This is a genomic window from Methylocaldum gracile, from assembly GCF_053646815.1.
Map to the genome: position 1 here is coordinate 1,435,901 of NZ_CM132196.1, position 19,302 is coordinate 1,455,202.

The window sequence follows — 19,302 nt, forward strand, 5'->3', positions numbered from 1 at the left end:
TCGATCAGCTAGGCGAAGCGTAAGTTGGCTTATTATCAGTCCATTATTGGGTTTTAAATGGAGGAATGTTATTCGATATAAATTCAGCGCCGCTGTCGGTGGGCGATAGGGTATTGCCGGAAGGTTCCATGCCGCCAAAATACTCTACGGTTGCAGTCTCCCGGAGCCGGCTCAATTCACGGTTTATCTGCGTTATCCGCCGCTGGTTTGTGAGGAAGGACTCGATCAGGGGAGTGGCCTTATCGTGATCGAGGGGAGCTTCTTTGACCGTCAACAATTGCAACACGAGAAACTCATCTCCTGCCTTGAACGACACGGCATCTCCTTTGTTTAGGCGATCAAATTCGTCTAGTTTCTCCAAGGGTAGATGTTCGGCAGGACGTATTACCGTTTGTAAGGTATGGGGAATATTTTGCTCGTGCAGCCATTTTGACAGGGCGTTGAACCGCACGGGCTGCTTTAGGCGCGAGTCAATAAGCTTGTTGTTTTCAGGCGTTAGGGGGATAGATATTTGCTGGAGTTCGTAGATCTTGCGCTTTTCGAACAGTTGAGGATGGGATTTGTAAAAAGCGCTGATTTCAGCGGGGTCCGGTTTGGCAACCGCTTGAGCAATATGATCGAGGTAGGCCTGCGCGAGAACCTGACGCTCAGCCATCGCTGTAGCAAGCGTGACACGGGGATCACGGTCAAGATGCTTTTCGATCGCTTGTTTTGAAAGAAGTTGTTGGTTTATCAGGCTGTCGATGCTCTTCTCCCAAATGCTTCCGACTTCACTATCGGGGCGCGTGGCCGAACCAGAGAGGAGAACATCGAGCTGACCGACGGAAATGTCATCTCCGTTAACACGGGCCACGATTTGGGTCGTTTTGTCGGACGCGAACTGACTGTCGCATGCACTCAACAACGCCAAAATCGCGTGCGCACTCAGCGGCAGCGATCTCAACCAAATCTTTCTATCCACAATTCTCCGTAAAATCATGAACTCCTAAACTCCTAATCCTGTTTCCAGCGGGGTCGAAATATTTACCGTGTACGAACCATGTAAAGCAAAACCTGGACCATCATCGTTTTTCGGTCCAGTCCTGCGAGGAATGCGGTCTTTGGACCTACGCGCAGAAAGGCCGTGATTACAGCGTATACCGCGGATACCGTCGCTTTGAGCTTCGGGGTTGGGAGTCTGGACACAGCTCTTGAATCGATGGGAAAGGGTTGCGAGGGTATGATGTTTTTGTTTGATTACGCTCAAAAAGAGGTCTTCCGGCAGCGGATTTGTTCCAGTTTCGCTCGTTTTGGAAAGCGTTGAGTCGCTGCAAGACGACATCGCTCGTGAGAGCTGGCTGCAACCGGTCGAATGCGCTTGAATCAACGCGTTTTTCTGTCTAGCGTGCGTCCGAACGCGTTTTCGTCGGGGCAATGGGAGAAATCGTGCCGTCCCTCAAGCGTAAAGGTCATCGGTAGTGTCACAGTTTTGCGACAAGATGGGGCTGTTAATTGGATGCGTATGGCTTCGGCCATCACTGTGAAGGGTTCATGCCTTCGGCGCGAGCGATGCGAGTGTATTTGCGGAAAGTTTTGGTGGGGGCTTGCGACAGAGTTAGCTCCAGGAGTAACCACGACGAACGGGTATTCGATGGAGCCGAGGGTTTAGGTGTTGCCGGACGGCGATAGGACAATGGATAAGTTGTACCTGGAAACGGCAGTTGGAGCTGCGGACCGTGCGTTAGGCCGGTTAGATGGCCTTGCCTGTCCTCAGCCCCGTCGAAGGGCCTGCCCTGAGCTCGGTCGAAGGGGCACGAAGACGGTGGGCGGCGCGGGCGGCTCAGCCGCGAACCGGCCGGCGAGCGTAAGGAAACAGGTCGCGACTAAAGCGACGTTTGCAATTGAAGGAGCAACGCCGCCTCGGTCGGCTTTTGCAAGCGAAACCCAGGGCGCGCTTCGGCGCGACAGCTCTGCCGCTATTCGGGGGTAATCCCGAACGCCTATCGCGCCTCCTTGTTATTAAGTCGTTTCGCCTTTTTCTCCCTCTTGCGGACGGCGAAGGCGTATACCGAGTTCGCGGAGCTGAGCGTCGGTGACCATGGCCGGAGCGTCGATCATCGGGCACCAGGCCGATTGAGTTTTGGGGAAGGCCATGACTTCGCGTATCGATGTCGCGCCGCTCATAAGCATAACCAGCCGGTCCAGACCGAAGGCCAAGCCGCCATGAGGCGGCGCTCCATACCGGAGCGCATTGAGCAGGAAACCGAATTTTTGTTGGGCCTCTTCATCTCCGATCCCGAGCAGCTCAAACGCGGCTTTCTGCATGTCGGTACGGTGGATACGTATGGAGCCACCGCCGATTTCAGTGCCGTTCAGCACCATGTCATAAGCACGGGAGAGCGCCTGGCCGGGATTCGACTGAAGTTCTTCGAGGCTGCATTTGGGGGCGGTAAACGGGTGGTGCAGTGCGAACCAACGGGCTTCCTTTTCATCCCATTCGAACATGGGAAAATCGACCACCCATAGCGGCTTCCAGCCTTTGTCCACGAGTCCGCGGTCTTGGCCTAGCTTCAGGCGCAGGGCGCCTATCGCTTCGTTGACGATTTTGGTTTTGTCGGCGCCGAAGAAAATGATGTCGCCGGTTTCCGCCTCGACTCGATCTAGGATGCCGCGCACGGCTTCCGCAGGAAGGAATTTGACGATCGGCGATTGCAAGCCTTCGACTCCGGCGCTGCGGTCGACGACCTTAATGTAGGCTAGGCCCTTGGCGCCGTATATGGCGACATACTGGGTCAGATCGTCGATCTCCTTGCGGGACAAATTGGCGCCGCCGGGGAGTTTAAGCGCCACGACTCTCCCATCTGGATCCTTGGCGGGACCGGCGAACACTTTGAATTCCGCTTGTGCGACCAAGTCCGCGATATCGACCAATTCGAGCGGGATGCGCAAATCCGGCTTGTCCGAACCGTAGCGTTGCATGGCTTCCGCATAAGTCAACCGGGGGAAGGGATTGGGCAACTCGACGTGCAAAACGTCGGTGAACAGCTGCCGAATCATGTCCTCCATGAGATACATGATCTGGCTTTCGTCCATGAAGGAGGTTTCGATGTCGAGCTGCGTGAACTCCGGCTGGCGATCGGCGCGAAGATCCTCATCCCGGAAGCAGCGTACCACCTGATAATAGCGATCCATGCCGGAAATCATCAGCAGCTGTTTGTACAGCTGCGGAGACTGCGGCAGGGCGAAGAAGTGGTTCGGGTGAGTTCGGCTCGGGACCAGATAATCCCGCGCGCCCTCCGGGGTCGCTTTGGTCAGGAAAGGAGTCTCGATCTCGTAGAACCCGTGATGATCGAGAAATTGTCTTAGAAAGCGTACAACGTCGCGCCGCATCTTCATGCGATGCTGCATCACCGGACGGCGCAAATCGATGTAGCGGAAACGCAGACGGGTTTCCTCGCTGACTTCGATTTCGCTTTCCAACGGAAACGGGGGCGTTTCGGCTTTGTTGAGGATTTCCAACCGCGTAGCCAGAACCTCGATTTTGCCCGTCGGCAAATTCGGGTTTTCCGTGCCGGCGGGGCGGAGGCGAACCGTGCCGTGCACTTTAAGCACGTATTCGCTGCGAACCGTCTCTGCCAGCTTGAAGGCTTCCGCATAATCGGGATCGAATACGACCTGAACAAGGCCTTCTCGGTCGCGGAGATCGATAAATATCACGCCGCCGTGGTCGCGGCGGCGGTGAACCCAGCCACAGAGGTCCACGTCCTGATTCAAATGGCTTTCCGTCAATTCTCCACATCTGTGGCTACGCATTGCTATATCTCTAAATTCGAACGACAAAAACGAAAATATTACGGGTCTGGCTATCGATGTACAAGTTTACGAGGCCGCATCCGCAGTCGACTTTTGGGTTTCCTTCTTGGCCGTCGACGAATCCGATTTACCGTCCGAAGTGTCGCCGGCCAGGTTCTTTTTCTTGTCTTTTCCGCCCTTGAAGTCCGTTTCATACCAGCCACCCCCCTTCAGTCGGAAACCGGCGGCCGATACCAATTTATTCAATTCGAGATCGCCGCATGCGGGGCATTCTTTCAAAGGATCGTCGCTGATTTTCTGGATGGCTTCGAATTCGTGGCCGCACGATTTGCATTGGTATTCATAGATAGGCATGGAAAACTCCTCGTTTGATCTGAAACAGGCGCTTGTAATATGAGGGTTTAGGACGAGTTTTCAAGGACAATGTTCCATGATCCGGGAAACGGCATTTGACCGCTCAGGTGCCCCCAAAAGCCCGATGAATACGGCCGTTTCGCGGATGATAGGCTGTCCGCAAGATTATGGATCAGGCAGGTAACCCGAATAGTCGCTCGATAGCGGTGTTTCCGTGTCCGGCGAGTCGGGATCCGCCGGCTCACCCGCTATGGCATAGGACGCCGAGGCCCATTCGCCTAGATCGATCAATTTGCAGTACTCGCTGCAAAATGGCTTAAACCGATGGGTTTCGCTCCAGGCGACTGGCTTTCGACAACGAGGACATTTAACGATTTTATATGAAAGTGCGTCGGACAAACTCGCTCGTCACAATAAGCAGCAGGTTAACTGGAAAGTAATATCGTCTTGGCATTGGGTCGGCCGTTCAACCGTGTCGGGAATCATGAAGCGCACGGTGAACCGGTGCTTGCCTCCGCTGATTTCCGCAAAATAAGGTTGCGAACGCCTCACGCCTACGCGGAGCAGTTGAAACGGCAGGGTGTGGTCCAGGCTTTTCTGAAAGAAGCCGCCGCTAGCCTGTTCATCGGTCGGTGCGGCGCTGGTCCGTATGAAATTCAGCAAAATATCGATAGCCGAGCGTATGAGACGAAACGGCTCCAACCAACTTTCGAGATCGTGCCGGCGTGTGTGGTCGTCGAGTTTAAGCCAGTAATGAAAGGCCGGTAAATCGAAAGAACAAGTTCCGCCCGGAATGGTGCTGCGCTGAGAGATGCTCTTGAAAAGCTCGTTTTCCATCAGAGAGAGGCCGAGCTTGCCGGGAACCGCATAAAGCTCTTTGCTTAATTTATCGAGCTTCGTCAGGACCTTATCCAGCTTAGCGTGATCGATGTCTTGATTGTGCGCCATTCGCGTCAGCACCGCAGCATGGCGATCCAACTCCTTTAATGTTTCCGACTTCAGATCATTGCGGCTAAAGAGCGTTAGGACATCCAGCAGCGTTGAAATGACTGCCCGACTGTCCCAAATCGAATTGCCGGCCATGAAATGGTCAAGCTGCTGAAAGAGTTGCTCAAGCCTCATGAATACGCGTATGCGCTCATTTAGCGGGAACTCGTAAATAATGGAATCGCTCAAGGCGGGAATTTCGGCAATCGATAGCATAATAAACAATCCGATCCAGGATTTATGAAAGGGTGTCCGTTGGCGGACACCATTTTCGTTTATCCCGGAGATTAGTCAATACTACCTTTTGCGCTTGCTCTTGTGTAAGAATTATTCGGATTACTGCCCACCGAGTGCGAGATAGAGTTGGTGTAATTCTTCGATACGGTCCGATAGAGCAGCTTCATCGACCATGTTCTCGAGCACGTCGTCTGCTGCTTCCAGCCGTTCGGCGCGGCTGGCTTGGGACGCCATGATTTTCTCGATTTCCCTATCGCTCAATCCATCGCGGAGCCTGACGCGCTGCCGTTGCGTTTCTTCTGAACAATCGACGACCAGCAATCTATCCACGAAATGCCTTTGGCCGGTTTCCAGAAGCAGGGGAACGACCACGATACAGTAAGGTGCCGAAAGAGTCGCTATTCGTCGGCCGATCTCGGAATACACCAGGGGATGCAGCAGTGTCTCGATCCAGCGTTTTTCTTCGGGATCGGAAAAGACGAGTTCTCGCAATCTTGCCCGATCGAGACAGCCATCTCTTAGAATCGCAGCCCCGAAGTGCTGCTTGATCGCCTCGAATGCCGGTCGATTCGGTTCGACCAACTCGCGGGCGATGACGTCCGCGTCCAGAATTGGAACGCCCTTGGCGGCGAATAATCTGGCAACCGTGCTTTTACCGCAACCGATTCCGCCGGTCAAACCGATGACAAGCATGGGGGCTCAGCCGGAAATTCCCGCGAAACGCATATAAGCGGCGTTTATGTCATGGCCCCACAGCAGGGCAATCCATCCGGCAATGGCTAAATAAGGGCCGAATGGTATGGGAATGCTGCGGTCGTGCCTGAGAACGGCGATCATGGCTATCCCGATGATGGCCCCGACCAAGGATGAGAGCAGCACTATGGTCGGCAAAAGGCCCCATCCCAACCACGCGCCGAGCATGGCGAGCAGTTTGAAATCGCCGTATCCCATCCCTTCTTTGCCGGTCGCGATCCTGAACAAGTGGTATACCAGCCAAAGGCTTAGATAGCCGAAGATGGCCCCCAGTATACTCGAGGAGCTGTCTGTAAAAATGTTGAACAGGCTAAGAAACAGTCCTGCCCATAGGATAGGTAAGGTAATCGCATCGGGAAGCAGTTGACGATCGAAGTCGATAAAACTCAAGCAAACTAGACTCCAGCTGAGGATCAGTGCCGATGCGGTTTGCCAAGTGAAACCGAAGTGCCAGGCAACGGCGACAGAAATCGCGGCGGTCAGCGCTTCGATGGCCGGGTAGCGAAAGGGGATTGGTATTCGACACCCGGCACATCGTCCTCTAAGCAGTAGGTAACTGACGACCGGGATGTTTTCCCAAGCGCGGATCGGCCGATTGCACTGTGGACAACGTGAACCCGGAACGAGCAAATTGTAGGCCTCGTCCGGCTCCGATTCGGGTTCGAGATCGAGATAGGTTTTACACTCCCGCCGCCAGGTTTTTTCCAGCATTATCGGCAAGCGGTGAATGACTACGTTCAGGAAACTGCCGACCACGAGCCCCAGAACGCCGATGACGGTCAAGAACAAAGCTGGATTTTCGGCCAATAACTGGATGAGTGGCGCCACCTCGGAATTTCCTCGATCAGACGACTGAGCCGAGCTTGAATATCGGCAAGTACATGGCGACCACCAAACCGCCGACAACGACGCCCAGGAACGCCATGATCATGGGCTCAAGAAGGCTGCTGAGCGAATCGACGGCGTTGTCCACTTCCTCCTCGTAGAAGTCCGCCACTTTGGCGAGCATGCTGTCCAAAGAGCCGGATTCCTCTCCGATTGCGACCATTTGTATGACCATGTTGGGAAACAGGTTTGCCTGTCGCATGCTCAGTTGAAGCTGATGTCCGGTGGCGACTTCGTCTCGCATCCGAAGGACGGCATTGGAATAAATGATATTACCGGTAGCACCTGCCACGGACTTCAGTGCCTCGACCAAGGGGACGCCGGCTGCCGACATGGTGGCCAAGGTCCGGGCGAAACGGGAAATCGCCGCCTTATGCAGAATGGTGCCGATCGCCGGTATGTGCAGGGAAAATCTATCGAGGGCCTGATTGAACGCGGCCGAGCGCTGTTTGAGCTTCACGAACACAAAGCCGACGGCAACGAGAACTCCCAATACGATATACCACGATGCCTGTAGAAACCGGGACATCTCGATGACCATTTGAGTAAATGCCGGGAGGTCCGCGCCAAAACCCTTGAACAATTCCTCGAACGTCGGTACCACGAAGATCAGCAGGATGGCCGTTACGATACAGGCAACCACGATGACGGCTGTGGGATAAGTCAAGGCTTTTTTGATCTTGGCCTTCAGCGATTCGGTTTTTTCCTTGTATTCCGCTATCTTGTGCAGCAGCGTTTCGAGAACGCCGGCTTGCTCGCCGGCATGCACAAGGCTGCAGAATAGCTCGTCAAAATAAATCGGATGCTTTCCCAAGGCTTCGGCAAGCGGACTGCCTCCTTCGACGTCGGCCTTGATGCCCATGATCAGTTCCTGCATGCTTGGATTCTCGTGGCCACGCCCGACAATGTCAAAGGCTTGAACCAGCGGTACCCCTGCACTCATCATCGTCGCGAGCTGTCGGCTGAATACGGCGATGTCTTTGGTCGTGATTTTCTTCTTTCGCGCACTGAAGAGCGGTTTGGGCTTTTTCTTGATCTTGATGACTTTGATGCCCTGGCGTCGGAGTTCGGCCTTGGCCGTAGTTTCTGTGCGCGCGGACAGTTCCCCTTTGATTCGCCCGCCGGTACGGTCGGCGCCTTCCCAAATAAACAGAACGAGTTCTTCTTTTGCCATAAGACTTAATCTCGCGTGACGCGGTCGATTTCTTCCAGACTGGTAATGCCCGACTTGATTTTTCGAAGCCCCGATTCCCTCAGGTCCGCCACACCCTCCGCTTTCGCTTGTTCGCCGAGCTGAAGGACGTTCCCGCCCTCCAGAATGATGCGGTTGATGGATTCGGAAATGGGCATGACCTGATAAATGCCGACGCGGCCCTTGTATCCCTTTACGCATTTATCGCAGCCGACCGGTCCGAAAACCGTAAAACTGCCCAGCTCTTCTTCTCGAAACCCGGCCTCCAGCAAAACCTCCGGAGGGAGGTCCTCTTCCTTCTTGCAATGCTCGCAAAGCCGCCTGGCCAGCCGTTGCGCCATGATGAGCAACACCGAGGAAGCGATGTTGAATGCAGGGATGCCCATTTGCATCAAGCGGTTGAGCGTTTGGGGCGCGTCGTTGGTGTGCAGGGTGGAAAGCACCAAGTGGCCGGTTTGTGCGGCTTTGACCGCAATCTCGGCCGTTTCGAGGTCGCGAATTTCGCCTACCATGATGACGTCCGGGTCCTGCCGCAGGAATGCCCGGAGCGCCTCGGCAAAAGTCAGGCCGGTTTTGACGTTGACATTGACCTGATTGATGCCGGGCACGGTGATTTCCACCGGATCCTCTGCCGTCGAGATATTGCGGTCGGCCGTATTCAGGATATTGAGCCCGGTGTAGAGACTGACCGTTTTACCGCTCCCGGTGGGCCCCGTAACCAGAATCATCCCATAGGGCTTATTGATGGCGCTCAGGAAGTTTTGCTGCTGCTCCGGTTCGAAGCCGAGCTTTTCGATTCCGATTTGGGCCGCGGTCGGATCGAGGATACGGAGTACGATTTTTTCGCCGAATAGCGTCGGACAGGTATTGACGCGGAAATCGATGGCGCGAGTCCTGGACAATGCCATCTTGATGCGGCCGTCCTGAGGGATGCGCCGCTCGGCGATGTCCATTCGCGACATGACCTTCAGGCGCGCCGCGACCCGCCCTGAGAGGTTGACCGGAAGGCTTGTGACCTCGTGGAGCATGCCGTCGTGACGAAAGCGGACGCGGAAGTTTTTTTCGTAAGGCTCGAAATGGATATCGGAAGCGCCTTTCTTGATGGCGTCGAGGAGAAACTTGTTGACTAATCGGACAATCGGGGCGTCATCGATATCCGAGGATTCGCCTTCGGAGGGCTGATCGATTTCATCGCCGCCGGTAATCCGGAGATTGTCGAGATCGGCATCCACCAAGTCTTTGAACGAGATGTCGGCTGCTTCCAGGGCCTGGTCGATCATCCGCGTCAGTTTGTCTTCCTCTACGATGACGCTTTCGGTGCTGGACCGGGTGTGAAATTTGATCTCGTCCAGAGCTTGGAGATTGGTGGGATCGGCGAGCCCGAGATACAGGCGGTTCCCGCGCTTGAACAGCGGCAGGACATGGTGCTGGCGGATCAGCTTCTCGCTGACGGCCCTGGTCGGCATCATGTCCGGAGATATCGCATCCAGGTCGAATAGAGGAATTCCGTATTCTTTGGATGCTACGCATGCAATGGATAGGCTATCGAGAATCTTGTTGCCGACCAGATAGCTTACGAAATGGGTTTTTTTTTGAAGAGCGCTGTCGAGATGAAGATGTGCATCGGATTCCGTCAACAGCCCTTCCTTGACCAGGCTTTTGGCCAGTCCGCTGAGTTGCAATTTCGTCGCCGTGATTGCCATGAGATTTAATGCTACGGACAGCTATGCATCGCATTGTTGGAAAGCCTCGATAATATTAGTCGATGCATGGGCTTTATCCAGTTTGCTCGGACGGAGCCGCTTGATGGTGAGGATCAGCGCGCTTGAAGAAGCTTCAAGGCAATATTGGCCTGCATGGTCAACTGACGGAAACTGTCGAAAACCTCACGGGTAATCGGTTCTTTGCTGAACGCGCGGTCGGCATAGAAGAGTCCTATGACCCGCTTGTCGTAGCTGACCGGGGAGAGGCAGCAGTCGTGCTGGCCGAACTGCGCAATGACCTCTCCGGTAAGTAACCGCTGTGTTTCGGTGTCGGCACCGCGAGCCCAAAAATACTCGTTCTTCTCCAGCACGTTCGAAAAAATGTTGGGCGACGAACCGGCAATGCCGATTTGCAGTTGTCCGCGCGATTCAACCGACGGCCAGCCGAGCGCGAACTTTTCCTTGAGACGTTTGCGATCGGGCGTCAACAGCGCGAAAAGGACCCGATCCATGCCTAAAGCCCGATAAATTCCCTCCATGATCATTTCGAGAACCAGGTTCACGTTGAACTCGCCGCACAAGAGATTGGTCACGTCCTGCATGATTTGTATCAGGCTGGTGTCGTCCCGCGGTGTGAGATCATCGGTCTGACGCTGTTTGGCCGTTGATTCACGATCTATGCCGGGGATATATGCTGTAACTTGATGGGCCCCGGATTGTTTGGCGAGTTTTACCGCACTTTCCGCGTTATCCTGCAATAGCGTAAGCAAATGGCGTTCCGGCTTTCCCGTCAGCTCAGCCATTCGGTAAATGCAGCGCCTGATTTCTTCGGTGTTCCACCCGTGAGGTGAATTTCTGGCGATTTGATAACCGAGCTTGACGTACTCCGTGCGGGGTGAGTTGCCGGAAAATGCCTCTTCGATCAACCCGCCAAGTCCCCACGTTTTGCTCAGCGAGGCGCCAAGATGGATAAGTTGAAATCCTAAAACGGCTTTTTCGGCTTTTTCGGCAGGTATTTTTTGCTGTTCCGTCAGTACCTGAATTTTTTCCCCGGTATCGTGTTCGAAGCACCAAAAGCCGATGTGGCCGATGTTGTGCAGCAGGGCAGCGACAAATACTTCCTCTGGTCGTGGATCGTTAAGCAAGATCGCGAGTGATTTCGCCTGTACTGCGCTGTGCAAGGCACAGGCGATTTCCCGGTTTACTTGGTGTTTGCGTTGTTTGGACAGAACCGTTTCGATGAACGAGCAGGCTAGTGCCAGTTCGCGGATGACATTGAGTCCCAGCAACACGATAGCCCGTGTAACGGTTGCCAGACGGATGCTGCTGGGGTTGTAGTGAGGACTGCTGGCGAACTTCAGCAGCCTGGCCGTGAGCCCCGGGTCTTCGAGAATGATCTTCGAAAGTTCGGATACTCCCGAACGTTTATCCTCGATGACTTGATTAAGACGCTGCGCGGTACGGGAAAAAATAGGCATTTCCTTGTCGCGCAGACAGTTGGTCCAATCCTCCAGAGTTGTCGGGCTTTCTCTTACGTTGGCCGCCGACGTTTCGCTGACTGACGCCTTTGCACCGTCTTCAGGTGTTTCTGCGGCCGGATCATCGCGCATGACGACAGGTACCCCTATAAAGCACGGATTTTTTCCGCCTGCGCCTGCAACTCCACGAGGCTAACGCGAATCTCTTGAAGGCGCGCTTGCTCCTTGGCGACGACTTGAGGGGGGGCTTTCTCGAGAAAGCCGGTGTCATTCAGCTTGCCCTCGATACGCGGCAGGTCTTTGGACAAACGCTGGATCTCCTTTTCCAGCCGCGCCAGTTCGGCATCCTTGTCGATCAATCCTTTCATGGGAATCAGAACTTTCATCTCGCCGACCAGCGCGGTGGCGGATTCCGGAGCCGCTTCGGATTCCGAAAGCCAGGTTACGGTTTCGACGCGGGCCAGCTTTACGATGAACTCTTGGTTGCGGCTCAGCCAAATCCGATCCTGTTCGGAGCCATTCTGAAACATGATCGGCAGAGGCTTGCCGGGCGCGATGTTCATTTCGCCGCGGATGCGCCGAACGCCCAGAATGATATTCATGACCCATTCCATCTCGGCGATGGATTCCGGATCGATCCAGCCTTCGTCGACCTCGGGATAGGCTTGCAGCATGATGCTCGTGCCTTTCCTGCCGGCCAGAGGAGCGACGCGCTGCCAGATTTGTTCGGTGATGAAAGGCATCAGCGGATGAGCCAGGCGTAGAATGGTTTCGAGTACATGGACCAGCGTCTGGCGCGTTCCTAAAACATACTCGATCGGAGTCGATCCGTGGCTGTCAGGGGATTCCGCGCCGTAAAGCGTGGGCTTGGACAGTTCCAGGTACCAATCGCAGTACTCGTTCCAAACGAATTCATAAATCGCTTGGGCCGCCAGGTCGAAGCGATAATTCTCGATGGCGTTGCTGGCCTCTCGTATCGTCAGCTGCAATCGGCTTCGAATCCATCGGTCGGCCAAGGTGAACTTAACGTTGGCATTATCCAGTCCGCAGTCCTTGCCCTCGGTGTTCATCAGCACGTAGCGCGCCGCGTTCCACAGCTTGTTGCAGAAATTGCGGTAGCCCTCGACCCGGCCCATGTCGAATTTGATGTCGCGCCCGGTGGAGGCCAGGGAGGCGAAGGTGAAGCGTAGGGCGTCGCAGCCGTACGCGGCGATGCCTTGCGGGAACTCCTTGCGGGTCCGCGTTTCGATTTTCTGAGCCATTTGCGGTTGCATGAGGCCGCTGGTGCGCTTCTGCACCAAATCCTCCAGGCTGATGCCGTCGATGATGTCCAGGGGATCCAGCACGTTGCCCTTGGATTTCGACATTTTCTGGCCTTCCGCATCGCGCACCAGACCGTGCACGTAAACCGTCCTGAACGGCACTTGCGGGCTGCCGTCCGGGTGTTTCATGAAGTGCATGGTCATCATGACCATGCGCGCCACCCAGAAGAAAATGATGTCGAAGCCGGTCACCAGTACGTCGGTGGGATGGAAGGTCTTCAATTCCGGCGTCTGGTCCGGCCAGCCCAGAGTCGAGAACGTCCAAAGGGCGGAGGAGAACCAGGTGTCGAGTACATCCTCGTCCTGGCGCAGTTTCAGGCCGGCGTCCAGGCTGTACTTGGAGCGCACTTCGGCCTCGTTGCGGCCTACGTAGACGTTGCCGTGGTCGTCGTACCAGGCCGGGATGCGGTGACCCCACCACAATTGCCGGGAGATGCACCAGTCCTGAATGTCGCGCATCCAGGAGAAATAAAGATTTTCGTACTGCTGGGGCACGAAGCGAATGCGGCCGTCTTCCACCGCTTCGATGGCGGGTTTCGCCAGTTCCTTGGCGCTGACGTACCACTGATCGGTGAGCCACGGCTCGACGACTACACCGGAACGGTCGCCGCGCGGCACTTTCAGCGTGTGCGGCTCGATTTTCTCCAATAGCCCTGATCGGTCGAATTCGTCCACGACTCGCTTGCGCGCTTCGAAGCGGTCCAGGCCGGCATAAGCTTCCGGAGCTTTTTCCCCGTGCGCGCCGGCATAACCCTCGAAGGTGAGCACGGTGAATTCGTGCAGGATTCGGGCATCCTTGTCCAGTACGTTGATCAGCGGCAGGTTGTGGCGTTTGCCTACATCGTAGTCGTTGAAGTCGTGAGCCGGCGTGATTTTCACGCAGCCGGTGCCGAACGCGGGGTCGACGTATTCGTCGGCGACGATGGGGATTTCCCGGTTCGTAATGGGCAGCCTGACAGTCTTGCCCACCAGGTGCTTATAACGCTCGTCCTCTGGGTGCACCGCCACGGCGGTATCGCCCAGCATGGTTTCCGGACGGGTGGTGGCGACGACGAGATGGCCCGAGCCGTCCGCCAGCGGGTAGCGGAAATGCCATAGGCTGCCTCTTTCCTCCTCGCTCTGCACTTCCAGGTCGGAGATGGCGGTATGCAGCTTGGGGTCCCAATTCACCAGGCGCTTGCCGCGGTAAATCAATCCGTCGTCGTAGAGGCGCACGAAGGCTTCCTGCACGGCGCGGGAAAGTCCCTCGTCCATGGTGAAGCGCTCCCGGCTCCAGTCGACCGACGAGCCTAGCCGGCGCAATTGCCGGGTAATGGTTCCGCCGGATTCGGCCTTCCATTCCCAAACCTTTTCGAGGAACTTCTCGCGGCCTAAGTCGTGGCGAGTGAGGTTCTGAGCCGCCAATTGCCGTTCCACCACCATTTGCGTGGCGATGCCGGCGTGGTCGGTGCCGACCTGCCAGAGGGTGTTGTAGCCTTGCATGCGATGGTAGCGGATCAAGGCGTCCATGATGGTGTTGTTGAATCCGTGGCCCATGTGCAGACTGCCCGTCACGTTCGGCGGCGGAATCATGATGCAGTACGGCGTTCCGTTCCCGCTGGGCGCGAAATATCCGCTTTCCTCCCAGAATTTGTACCATCGCGATTCTATGGAATGAGGCTCGTAGGTTTTATCCATGACGTGTTCTGTTGTTTAGGGATGGCCAATCGCGGGATTGGCGCAAGACGATCGATCTCGAATTATATTGAAAACTTAGCTGATCGAGGCTTCAGTCGGAGCTATCCAAGCGATGCGTCTGAATGGTATGGCCTTGATCCGTATAGAACCGGTATCGACGGCGTCCTGCCTGTTTTACCGTTTCGTCCTGGTCGACAAGTTCGACCAGACGCTCGAATCGGTCGAGATCGGGCGGTATTTCGGCACTCAAATTGATCAGTACGTTCTTGGCAGCCTGCGGTGAGCTCCGGTGTCCGATGAGCACCGGCGTTTCGGCTTGGGCTGCGGAGGCATCGAGCCGTTCGTGGGCGACGAAACTGCCTTGCCGGAATGTCCATAGCAAATCGTCTAGCACCCGTTCTTCCTCTTCCGAAGCGGCATAAACGAAAACCGTCAGGTCTTGCTTGATGGCCTTCTCGGTAAGACGGCAGGCCATCAAGCGGCGGCTGTGAGCATCTCCGGTGGGCAGCACGTAGAAATCGATCCGGGTCATCGCGCTTGGTCGATCAGATACTGCACCAGCAGCGGCACAGGGCGTCCGGTCGCGCCTTTTTCATTGCCGGTTCTCCAGGCGGTTCCGGCGATGTCGACGTGAGCCCACGGATAGTCCTTGGCGAAGCGGGACAGGAAACAGCCGGCCGTGATCGTGCCGCCGTCGGGGCCGCCGATATTCGCGAGATCGGCGAACTTGGATTTGAGCTGCTCCTGATATTCATCCCAGAGCGGCAGGCGCCATACCCGGTCCCAGGCTTTTTCGCCGGCTTCCGTCAGCGCTTGGGCTAGACCTTCGTTATTGCTCATCAAGCCGCTCGGATGACGGCCCAAAGCGACGATGCAGGCTCCGGTCAAGGTCGCGACGTCGATCACGGCGGCCGGCTCGTATTTCTTGGCGTAGGTTAGCGCGTCGCACAGCAGCAAACGGCCTTCGGCATCGGTATTCAGGATTTCGACGGTAAGGCCGGACATGCTGGTGACGATGTCGCCCGGCTTATTGGCTTTGCCGTCCGGGAGGTTTTCGGAAGCCGGGATCAATCCCACCACATTGAGCGGCAATTCGAGCTCGGCTATCGCCGAGAGCGCGCCGATCACGCTCGCGCCGCCGCACATGTCGTATTTCATTTCATCCATGTTGGCGGCCGGTTTCAGCGAAATGCCGCCGGCGTCGAAAGTGAGTCCCTTGCCGATCAGAACGAAAGGCTTGGCTTTCGACGAAGCGCCGGAATATTCCATGACGATGAGCCTGGCAGGCTGCTCGCTGCCTTTGGAGACGGACAGAAAGGCACCCATGCTCAAAGCTTCGAGATCGGACTCGTCGAATATTCGCACCTTGATTTTCCGGCTTCTCCCGATTTGCTCGGCTTGTTCCGCCAGATAGGTCGGCGTGCAGATGTTGCCGGGCAGATTGGCCAGATCCCTCGCGATGTTCATGCCGTTGGCGATGGCCAAGCCTTGTCTGATGCCCAGTTTGGCTTCGGCCGATTGATCCTCGCTGTCGAGCAGGAATTGGAGTTTGGATAGGCGTTGCGGCTTATCGTCCGCCTCTTTTTTCAAGCGCGTGAATTTGTATAGGTTTCCTTCCAATACCTCCACGGCTTGCCGGATTTTCCAAGCCAGATCGTACCCTTCGACCTCGGCTTCGTGGAGAAGGCTCACGGCAAGTTTTGCCCCCGAATCTTTCAGCGATTTCGCCGCTGCGGCCAAAACCTTGCGGTAGGCGGCGGGGGCCAATTCTCCCTTCTTGCCGAGACCGACGAGCAAAATACGTTCTATGTCGCTTTCGGGGATATGGTTTATCAATAGAACGTCGCCGACTTTTCCTTCGACGTCGTCGCGCTTGAGGAGCCTGGAGATCAAGCCTCCCAAGTGTTCGTCCAACCCGCTGCCTGCGGCGGTCAGTTTTCGTTTCTGGTGGAAGCCTAGAACTGCGCAGTTGGCGCTAAGCTTGATGAGCGATTCACATTTTGCCGAATAGTCCATGGTAGAATTTGTGGCTTGTTGCTTAAGGGATGGATTGTCGTAATTGACCGCAATTTTCAAGGGAGGGCCTCGAATCGTTAAAGCTTATTATGAAACCCCACCCTTTTAAACCGCTTCAATGGAGACGCCCTCCGATCATCTCGGTGCTCGACCGGATGGTGGCGGCGGAACTCGCCAAGACCTTAGGGGCCGTTCTCGGCGTTTTGGTCACGATCATCGTCAGCCGCAAATTTCTGAGTATTCTCGCCAAAGCCATCGAAGGCGAATTGTCAGGCGAAACCATATTTCAACTGCTCGGGCTCAAAATCCTGTCGGCAACCGCCCAGTTGCTTCCGGCTTCATTGTTCATGGCAACCTTGACTGTGTTGGGGCGCATGTATCGGGACCAGGAGATGTCGGTGCTGGCATCGAGCGGGGTGGGGTTGAGCCGCATTTATCGGGCGATGAGCTGGATGGTGTTGCCGGTGACTCTCATTGCCGCCGTATTGGCGCTGCAGGTCATGCCGTGGTCCGAGCGACAGGCCCAGGCGCTTATGAAGAAGGACGAGAAAAGTGCCGACATACGCGGTATAAAACCGGGACGTTTCAACGAATTCAGCCAGGGCGACGTCGTGTTGTATGCGGAGGAGTTGAACGAAGACAACTCCATGCACAAGATCTTCGTGCAAAGCCGGCAGCGGGACAAAACCGGCGTAGTGATCGCCGAGAGCGGCCATCTAAGAAGAAACGAGTTGAACGAGCATTTCGTCGTTTTGCAGCAAGGCCGCCGTTATCAAGGAATACCCGGACGAGCTGATTTTATTATCAGCGAGTTTGAGGAATACGCGGTGCGCATCGATGGTCCAGAGGGTGAGACGGCATCGCTCAAGCGCGAAGCGTCGGATAGCATGGTGCTGTGGTATTCGCATACGCCACGGGAGTTGGCGGAGCTGCAGAAACGTTTGGCAGTGCCGTTCGGCGTGCTCTTTCTGAGCTTTTTGGCCGTTCCGCTCGCGAAAATCGCGCCGCGTAGCGGTGTCTACGGGAACGTGTTTACGGCCTTTCTGATTTATATCGTTTACGAGAATGCTCAAAAGATTACTCAGGGTCTTCTGATGACCGAGAAGATACCGCTTTGGCTGAGCTATTCCGGCGTTTATTTCTTTTTGCTCATCATTACCGGGGTCTTGTTCATTCGAAATCTCGGCTTTAGCTGGATCGTTCAGGTAGCCAGGGAAAAGGTCGGGTTATGAGAACGCTGAGCCGATATATTGCAGGAGAAGTGGTCAAGGGATCGCTGATCGCCGTGTTGATATTGTTAGCGCTCCTCAATTTTTTCACCTTTGCGGATGAATTGGGCGATCTGGGGCAGGGGAATTACGGCCTGGCGAGTATCGTTCAGTATCTGATCCTGACCTCGCCTCGCAATTTTTACGAGCTGATGCCTTCCGCGGCATTGGTCGGAAGCCTGGTAACCTTGGGAGCCTTGGCCAACAATCGGGAGCTGGTGGCCATGCAGGCCGCTGGAGCCTCACGTCTGCACATCATCGGGGCAGTGCTGGCGGGGGGCATGATGCTGGTTTTCATTTCGCTCGGGATCGGCGAATACATCGCTCCGGTAGCGGAGCGCGCGGCGCATACGCTTAAGGCGACCGCATTGCAAAAGCAGATCGCATCGAGAACGAAGTATGGATTTTGGGTGCGGGACGGTGATGTATTCATCAATATCCGCCAAATCGAACGGCCCGAAAACTTGGGCGATATCAATATCTTCAAACTGGATGGGACAGAGAAACTCCATTCGGCCACGCATGCCGACAAAGCCGTTTACGATGGGAAGCAGTGGCGATTGGATAATATTTTCGAGAGCCAATTTCTAGCCGACGGAATCGTCACCGAGCAAAAGGCGTATGCTGATTGGTCTTCGGTGCTAGCACCGAATCTGCTGAATGCGTTCGTGATCAGTCCGGAAAACCTATCGGCTTACGAACTGGCGAGATACATCCGGTATCTGAAGGAGAACGAACAGCAATCGGCGTTCGTCGAACTGGCATTCTGGGGAAGAATCGTGAACCCGGCGGTTACTCTGGTCATGCTGCTCGTAGCCGCCCCTTTTGTACTGCCGGTGCGGCGAGAAGTCGGCACGGGGCAGCGTATCGTGGTAGGCGTCGTCATCGGGTTGGGTTTTTATTTGTTTGACCGCACTTTCGGTCACTTGGGGCTGATTTATGAGATGAATCCGATATTTGCGGCTTTCTTTCCGACAGTGCTGGCGCTCACGGGTGCTTTGGTCGCGATTTTCCGGCTTCGCCTAACTTAGATTGGAGATGTGGGTTAGATAAAGGGCAAGAAGTCGCGGCCGCTTCCGTCGGCATCGATTAAGCCCACAGCGAAACCAGAGTGTAAGCTATCGAGGGCGATTCGAATAACCCGTTCCAGACCTTCCACCAGGGAATAGTGCTTCAAATCGGCGACTGTCACCCAGCGGGCGTCCGAAACATCGGTGGCGGGCTTTGGTGTGAAGCTCTCCGGATCTTTCAACGTTGCGACAAAATCGACGATGACATAATGAAACTCGCCGATCATCCGCTCGACCAGAGCAATTACGGGGCCCAGCTCTGCCTCGATCCCGGTTTCTTCCAGTATCTCGCGCCGGCAGCATTGGACGAGCGTCTCGCCGGGTTCCTGTTTACCGCCCGGAATCGACCACAGTCCCAAGGCGGGTTGTTTTCCTCTGCGGATCAGAAGAACTCGCTCGGATGCATCAAAAACGACAGCACCAACGCCGACGGCCGATTGAGGTGGTCCGCACCTTGTAGAGGTGATGTCCGGCTCCGGAGGCGTCATTCTAGCGGTAATGCGCTAAAGTCCGCGTCCGAGGCGTTGGCGAACCGGCGAGTAGAGCCGGTGCGTATCGATTAGGCGGA

The 19,302-nt window shown here is 55.6% G+C and carries 16 protein-coding genes; 2 read left to right on the plus strand and 14 right to left on the minus strand.

Annotated elements, in window-relative coordinates; genetic code table 11:
- Nucleotides 1-43: 43 nt before the first annotated feature.
- From ACWJJK_RS06320 to ACWJJK_RS06380, 13 genes are all read right to left on the minus strand, one after another.
- Nucleotides 44-979 (minus strand): EpsD family peptidyl-prolyl cis-trans isomerase, encoded by a 936-nt coding sequence (locus tag ACWJJK_RS06320; RefSeq protein WP_077730541.1) that lies wholly within the window; start codon nucleotides 977-979, stop codon nucleotides 44-46.
- A 1,019-nt stretch (nucleotides 980-1,998) separates the two neighbouring features.
- A complete protein-coding gene (gene aspS, locus ACWJJK_RS06325) occupies nucleotides 1,999-3,792 on the minus strand; it encodes an aspartate--tRNA ligase (RefSeq protein WP_454128763.1) in 1,794 nt (597 codons plus the stop codon).
- 66 nt (nucleotides 3,793-3,858) lie between these two features.
- Nucleotides 3,859-4,146 carry an FmdB family zinc ribbon protein gene (locus ACWJJK_RS06330; RefSeq protein ID WP_077730544.1) on the minus strand — a complete coding sequence of 96 codons (288 nt, stop codon included), beginning with the start codon at nucleotides 4,144-4,146 and terminating at the stop codon, nucleotides 3,859-3,861.
- A gap of 165 nt (nucleotides 4,147-4,311) precedes the next feature.
- Nucleotides 4,312-4,545 (minus strand): DNA gyrase inhibitor YacG, encoded by a 234-nt coding sequence (locus ACWJJK_RS06335; protein ID WP_077730545.1) that lies wholly within the window; start codon nucleotides 4,543-4,545, stop codon nucleotides 4,312-4,314.
- Between the two features lie 9 nt (nucleotides 4,546-4,554).
- Nucleotides 4,555-5,349: a cell division protein ZapD gene (gene zapD / locus ACWJJK_RS06340; protein ID WP_347257479.1), complete on the minus strand. Its 795-nt coding sequence runs from the start codon at nucleotides 5,347-5,349 to the stop codon at nucleotides 4,555-4,557.
- Nucleotides 5,350-5,469: 120 nt separating this feature from the next.
- Entirely contained in the window at nucleotides 5,470-6,063 is a 594-nt protein-coding gene (gene coaE, locus ACWJJK_RS06345) for a dephospho-CoA kinase (protein ID WP_156879762.1), read from the minus strand.
- Nucleotides 6,064-6,069: 6 nt separating this feature from the next.
- Entirely contained in the window at nucleotides 6,070-6,951 is an 882-nt protein-coding gene (locus ACWJJK_RS06350; RefSeq protein WP_434130763.1) for a prepilin peptidase, read from the minus strand.
- A 16-nt stretch (nucleotides 6,952-6,967) separates the two neighbouring features.
- On the minus strand, nucleotides 6,968-8,182 hold the full coding sequence (locus ACWJJK_RS06355; RefSeq protein ID WP_077730547.1) for a type II secretion system F family protein: 1,215 nt from the start codon (nucleotides 8,180-8,182) through the stop codon (nucleotides 6,968-6,970).
- A 5-nt stretch (nucleotides 8,183-8,187) separates the two neighbouring features.
- Nucleotides 8,188-9,903, minus strand: coding sequence for a type IV-A pilus assembly ATPase PilB (gene pilB / locus ACWJJK_RS06360; RefSeq protein WP_077730548.1), 1,716 nt, complete (start codon nucleotides 9,901-9,903; stop codon nucleotides 8,188-8,190).
- Between the two features lie 113 nt (nucleotides 9,904-10,016).
- Nucleotides 10,017-11,513 carry an HDOD domain-containing protein gene (locus ACWJJK_RS06365; protein WP_454128764.1) on the minus strand — a complete coding sequence of 499 codons (1,497 nt, stop codon included), beginning with the start codon at nucleotides 11,511-11,513 and terminating at the stop codon, nucleotides 10,017-10,019.
- Between the two features lie 14 nt (nucleotides 11,514-11,527).
- Complete coding sequence (locus tag ACWJJK_RS06370; protein WP_454128765.1) at nucleotides 11,528-14,380, minus strand: valine--tRNA ligase; 2,853 nt, start codon at nucleotides 14,378-14,380, stop codon at nucleotides 11,528-11,530.
- 91 nt (nucleotides 14,381-14,471) lie between these two features.
- Complete coding sequence (locus ACWJJK_RS06375; RefSeq protein ID WP_077730551.1) at nucleotides 14,472-14,912, minus strand: DNA polymerase III subunit chi; 441 nt, start codon at nucleotides 14,910-14,912, stop codon at nucleotides 14,472-14,474.
- Nucleotides 14,909-16,396 carry a leucyl aminopeptidase gene (locus tag ACWJJK_RS06380; protein ID WP_156879765.1) on the minus strand — a complete coding sequence of 496 codons (1,488 nt, stop codon included), beginning with the start codon at nucleotides 16,394-16,396 and terminating at the stop codon, nucleotides 14,909-14,911. Before ACWJJK_RS06380 ends, ACWJJK_RS06375 begins: the two co-directional genes overlap by 4 nt.
- Before the next feature lie 89 nt (nucleotides 16,397-16,485).
- Between ACWJJK_RS06380 and lptF the strand changes: the two genes are divergently transcribed.
- Together lptF and lptG are read left to right on the plus strand one after the other, a co-directional pair.
- On the plus strand, nucleotides 16,486-17,628 hold the full coding sequence (gene lptF / locus ACWJJK_RS06385) for an LPS export ABC transporter permease LptF (RefSeq protein WP_077730553.1): 1,143 nt from the start codon (nucleotides 16,486-16,488) through the stop codon (nucleotides 17,626-17,628).
- A complete protein-coding gene (lptG, locus tag ACWJJK_RS06390; protein ID WP_077730554.1) occupies nucleotides 17,625-18,695 on the plus strand; it encodes an LPS export ABC transporter permease LptG in 1,071 nt (356 codons plus the stop codon). Before lptF ends, lptG begins: the two co-directional genes overlap by 4 nt.
- A gap of 14 nt (nucleotides 18,696-18,709) precedes the next feature.
- On the opposite strand, the gene ACWJJK_RS06395 is transcribed toward lptG, so the two are convergent.
- Entirely contained in the window at nucleotides 18,710-19,222 is a 513-nt protein-coding gene (locus ACWJJK_RS06395; RefSeq protein WP_077730555.1) for an NUDIX hydrolase, read from the minus strand.
- Nucleotides 19,223-19,302: the final 80 nt, after the last annotated feature.

What these genes read in the sequence shown, in the direction of transcription:
- pilB (WP_077730548.1), bottom strand. Translation starts at nt 9,903, where the DNA reads ATGGCAATCACGGCGACGAAATTGCAACTCAGCGGACTGGCCAAAAGC.
- ACWJJK_RS06395 (WP_077730555.1), bottom strand. Translation starts at nt 19,222, where the DNA reads ATGACGCCTCCGGAGCCGGACATCACCTCTACAAGGTGCGGACCACCT.
- lptF (WP_077730553.1), top strand. Translation starts at nt 16,486, where the DNA reads ATGAAACCCCACCCTTTTAAACCGCTTCAATGGAGACGCCCTCCGATC.
- ACWJJK_RS06320 (WP_077730541.1), bottom strand. Translation starts at nt 979, where the DNA reads ATGATTTTACGGAGAATTGTGGATAGAAAGATTTGGTTGAGATCGCTG.
- ACWJJK_RS06355 (WP_077730547.1), bottom strand. Translation starts at nt 8,182, where the DNA reads ATGGCAAAAGAAGAACTCGTTCTGTTTATTTGGGAAGGCGCCGACCGT.
- zapD (WP_347257479.1), bottom strand. Translation starts at nt 5,349, where the DNA reads ATGCTATCGATTGCCGAAATTCCCGCCTTGAGCGATTCCATTATTTAC.
- ACWJJK_RS06380 (WP_156879765.1), bottom strand. Translation starts at nt 16,396, where the DNA reads ATGGACTATTCGGCAAAATGTGAATCGCTCATCAAGCTTAGCGCCAAC.
- ACWJJK_RS06330 (WP_077730544.1), bottom strand. Translation starts at nt 4,146, where the DNA reads ATGCCTATCTATGAATACCAATGCAAATCGTGCGGCCACGAATTCGAA.
- ACWJJK_RS06365 (WP_454128764.1), bottom strand. Translation starts at nt 11,513, where the DNA reads ATGCGCGATGATCCGGCCGCAGAAACACCTGAAGACGGTGCAAAGGCG.
- aspS (WP_454128763.1), bottom strand. Translation starts at nt 3,792, where the DNA reads ATGCGTAGCCACAGATGTGGAGAATTGACGGAAAGCCATTTGAATCAG.
- ACWJJK_RS06375 (WP_077730551.1), bottom strand. Translation starts at nt 14,912, where the DNA reads ATGACCCGGATCGATTTCTACGTGCTGCCCACCGGAGATGCTCACAGC.
- lptG (WP_077730554.1), top strand. Translation starts at nt 17,625, where the DNA reads ATGAGAACGCTGAGCCGATATATTGCAGGAGAAGTGGTCAAGGGATCG.
- ACWJJK_RS06370 (WP_454128765.1), bottom strand. Translation starts at nt 14,380, where the DNA reads ATGGATAAAACCTACGAGCCTCATTCCATAGAATCGCGATGGTACAAA.
- coaE (WP_156879762.1), bottom strand. Translation starts at nt 6,063, where the DNA reads ATGCTTGTCATCGGTTTGACCGGCGGAATCGGTTGCGGTAAAAGCACG.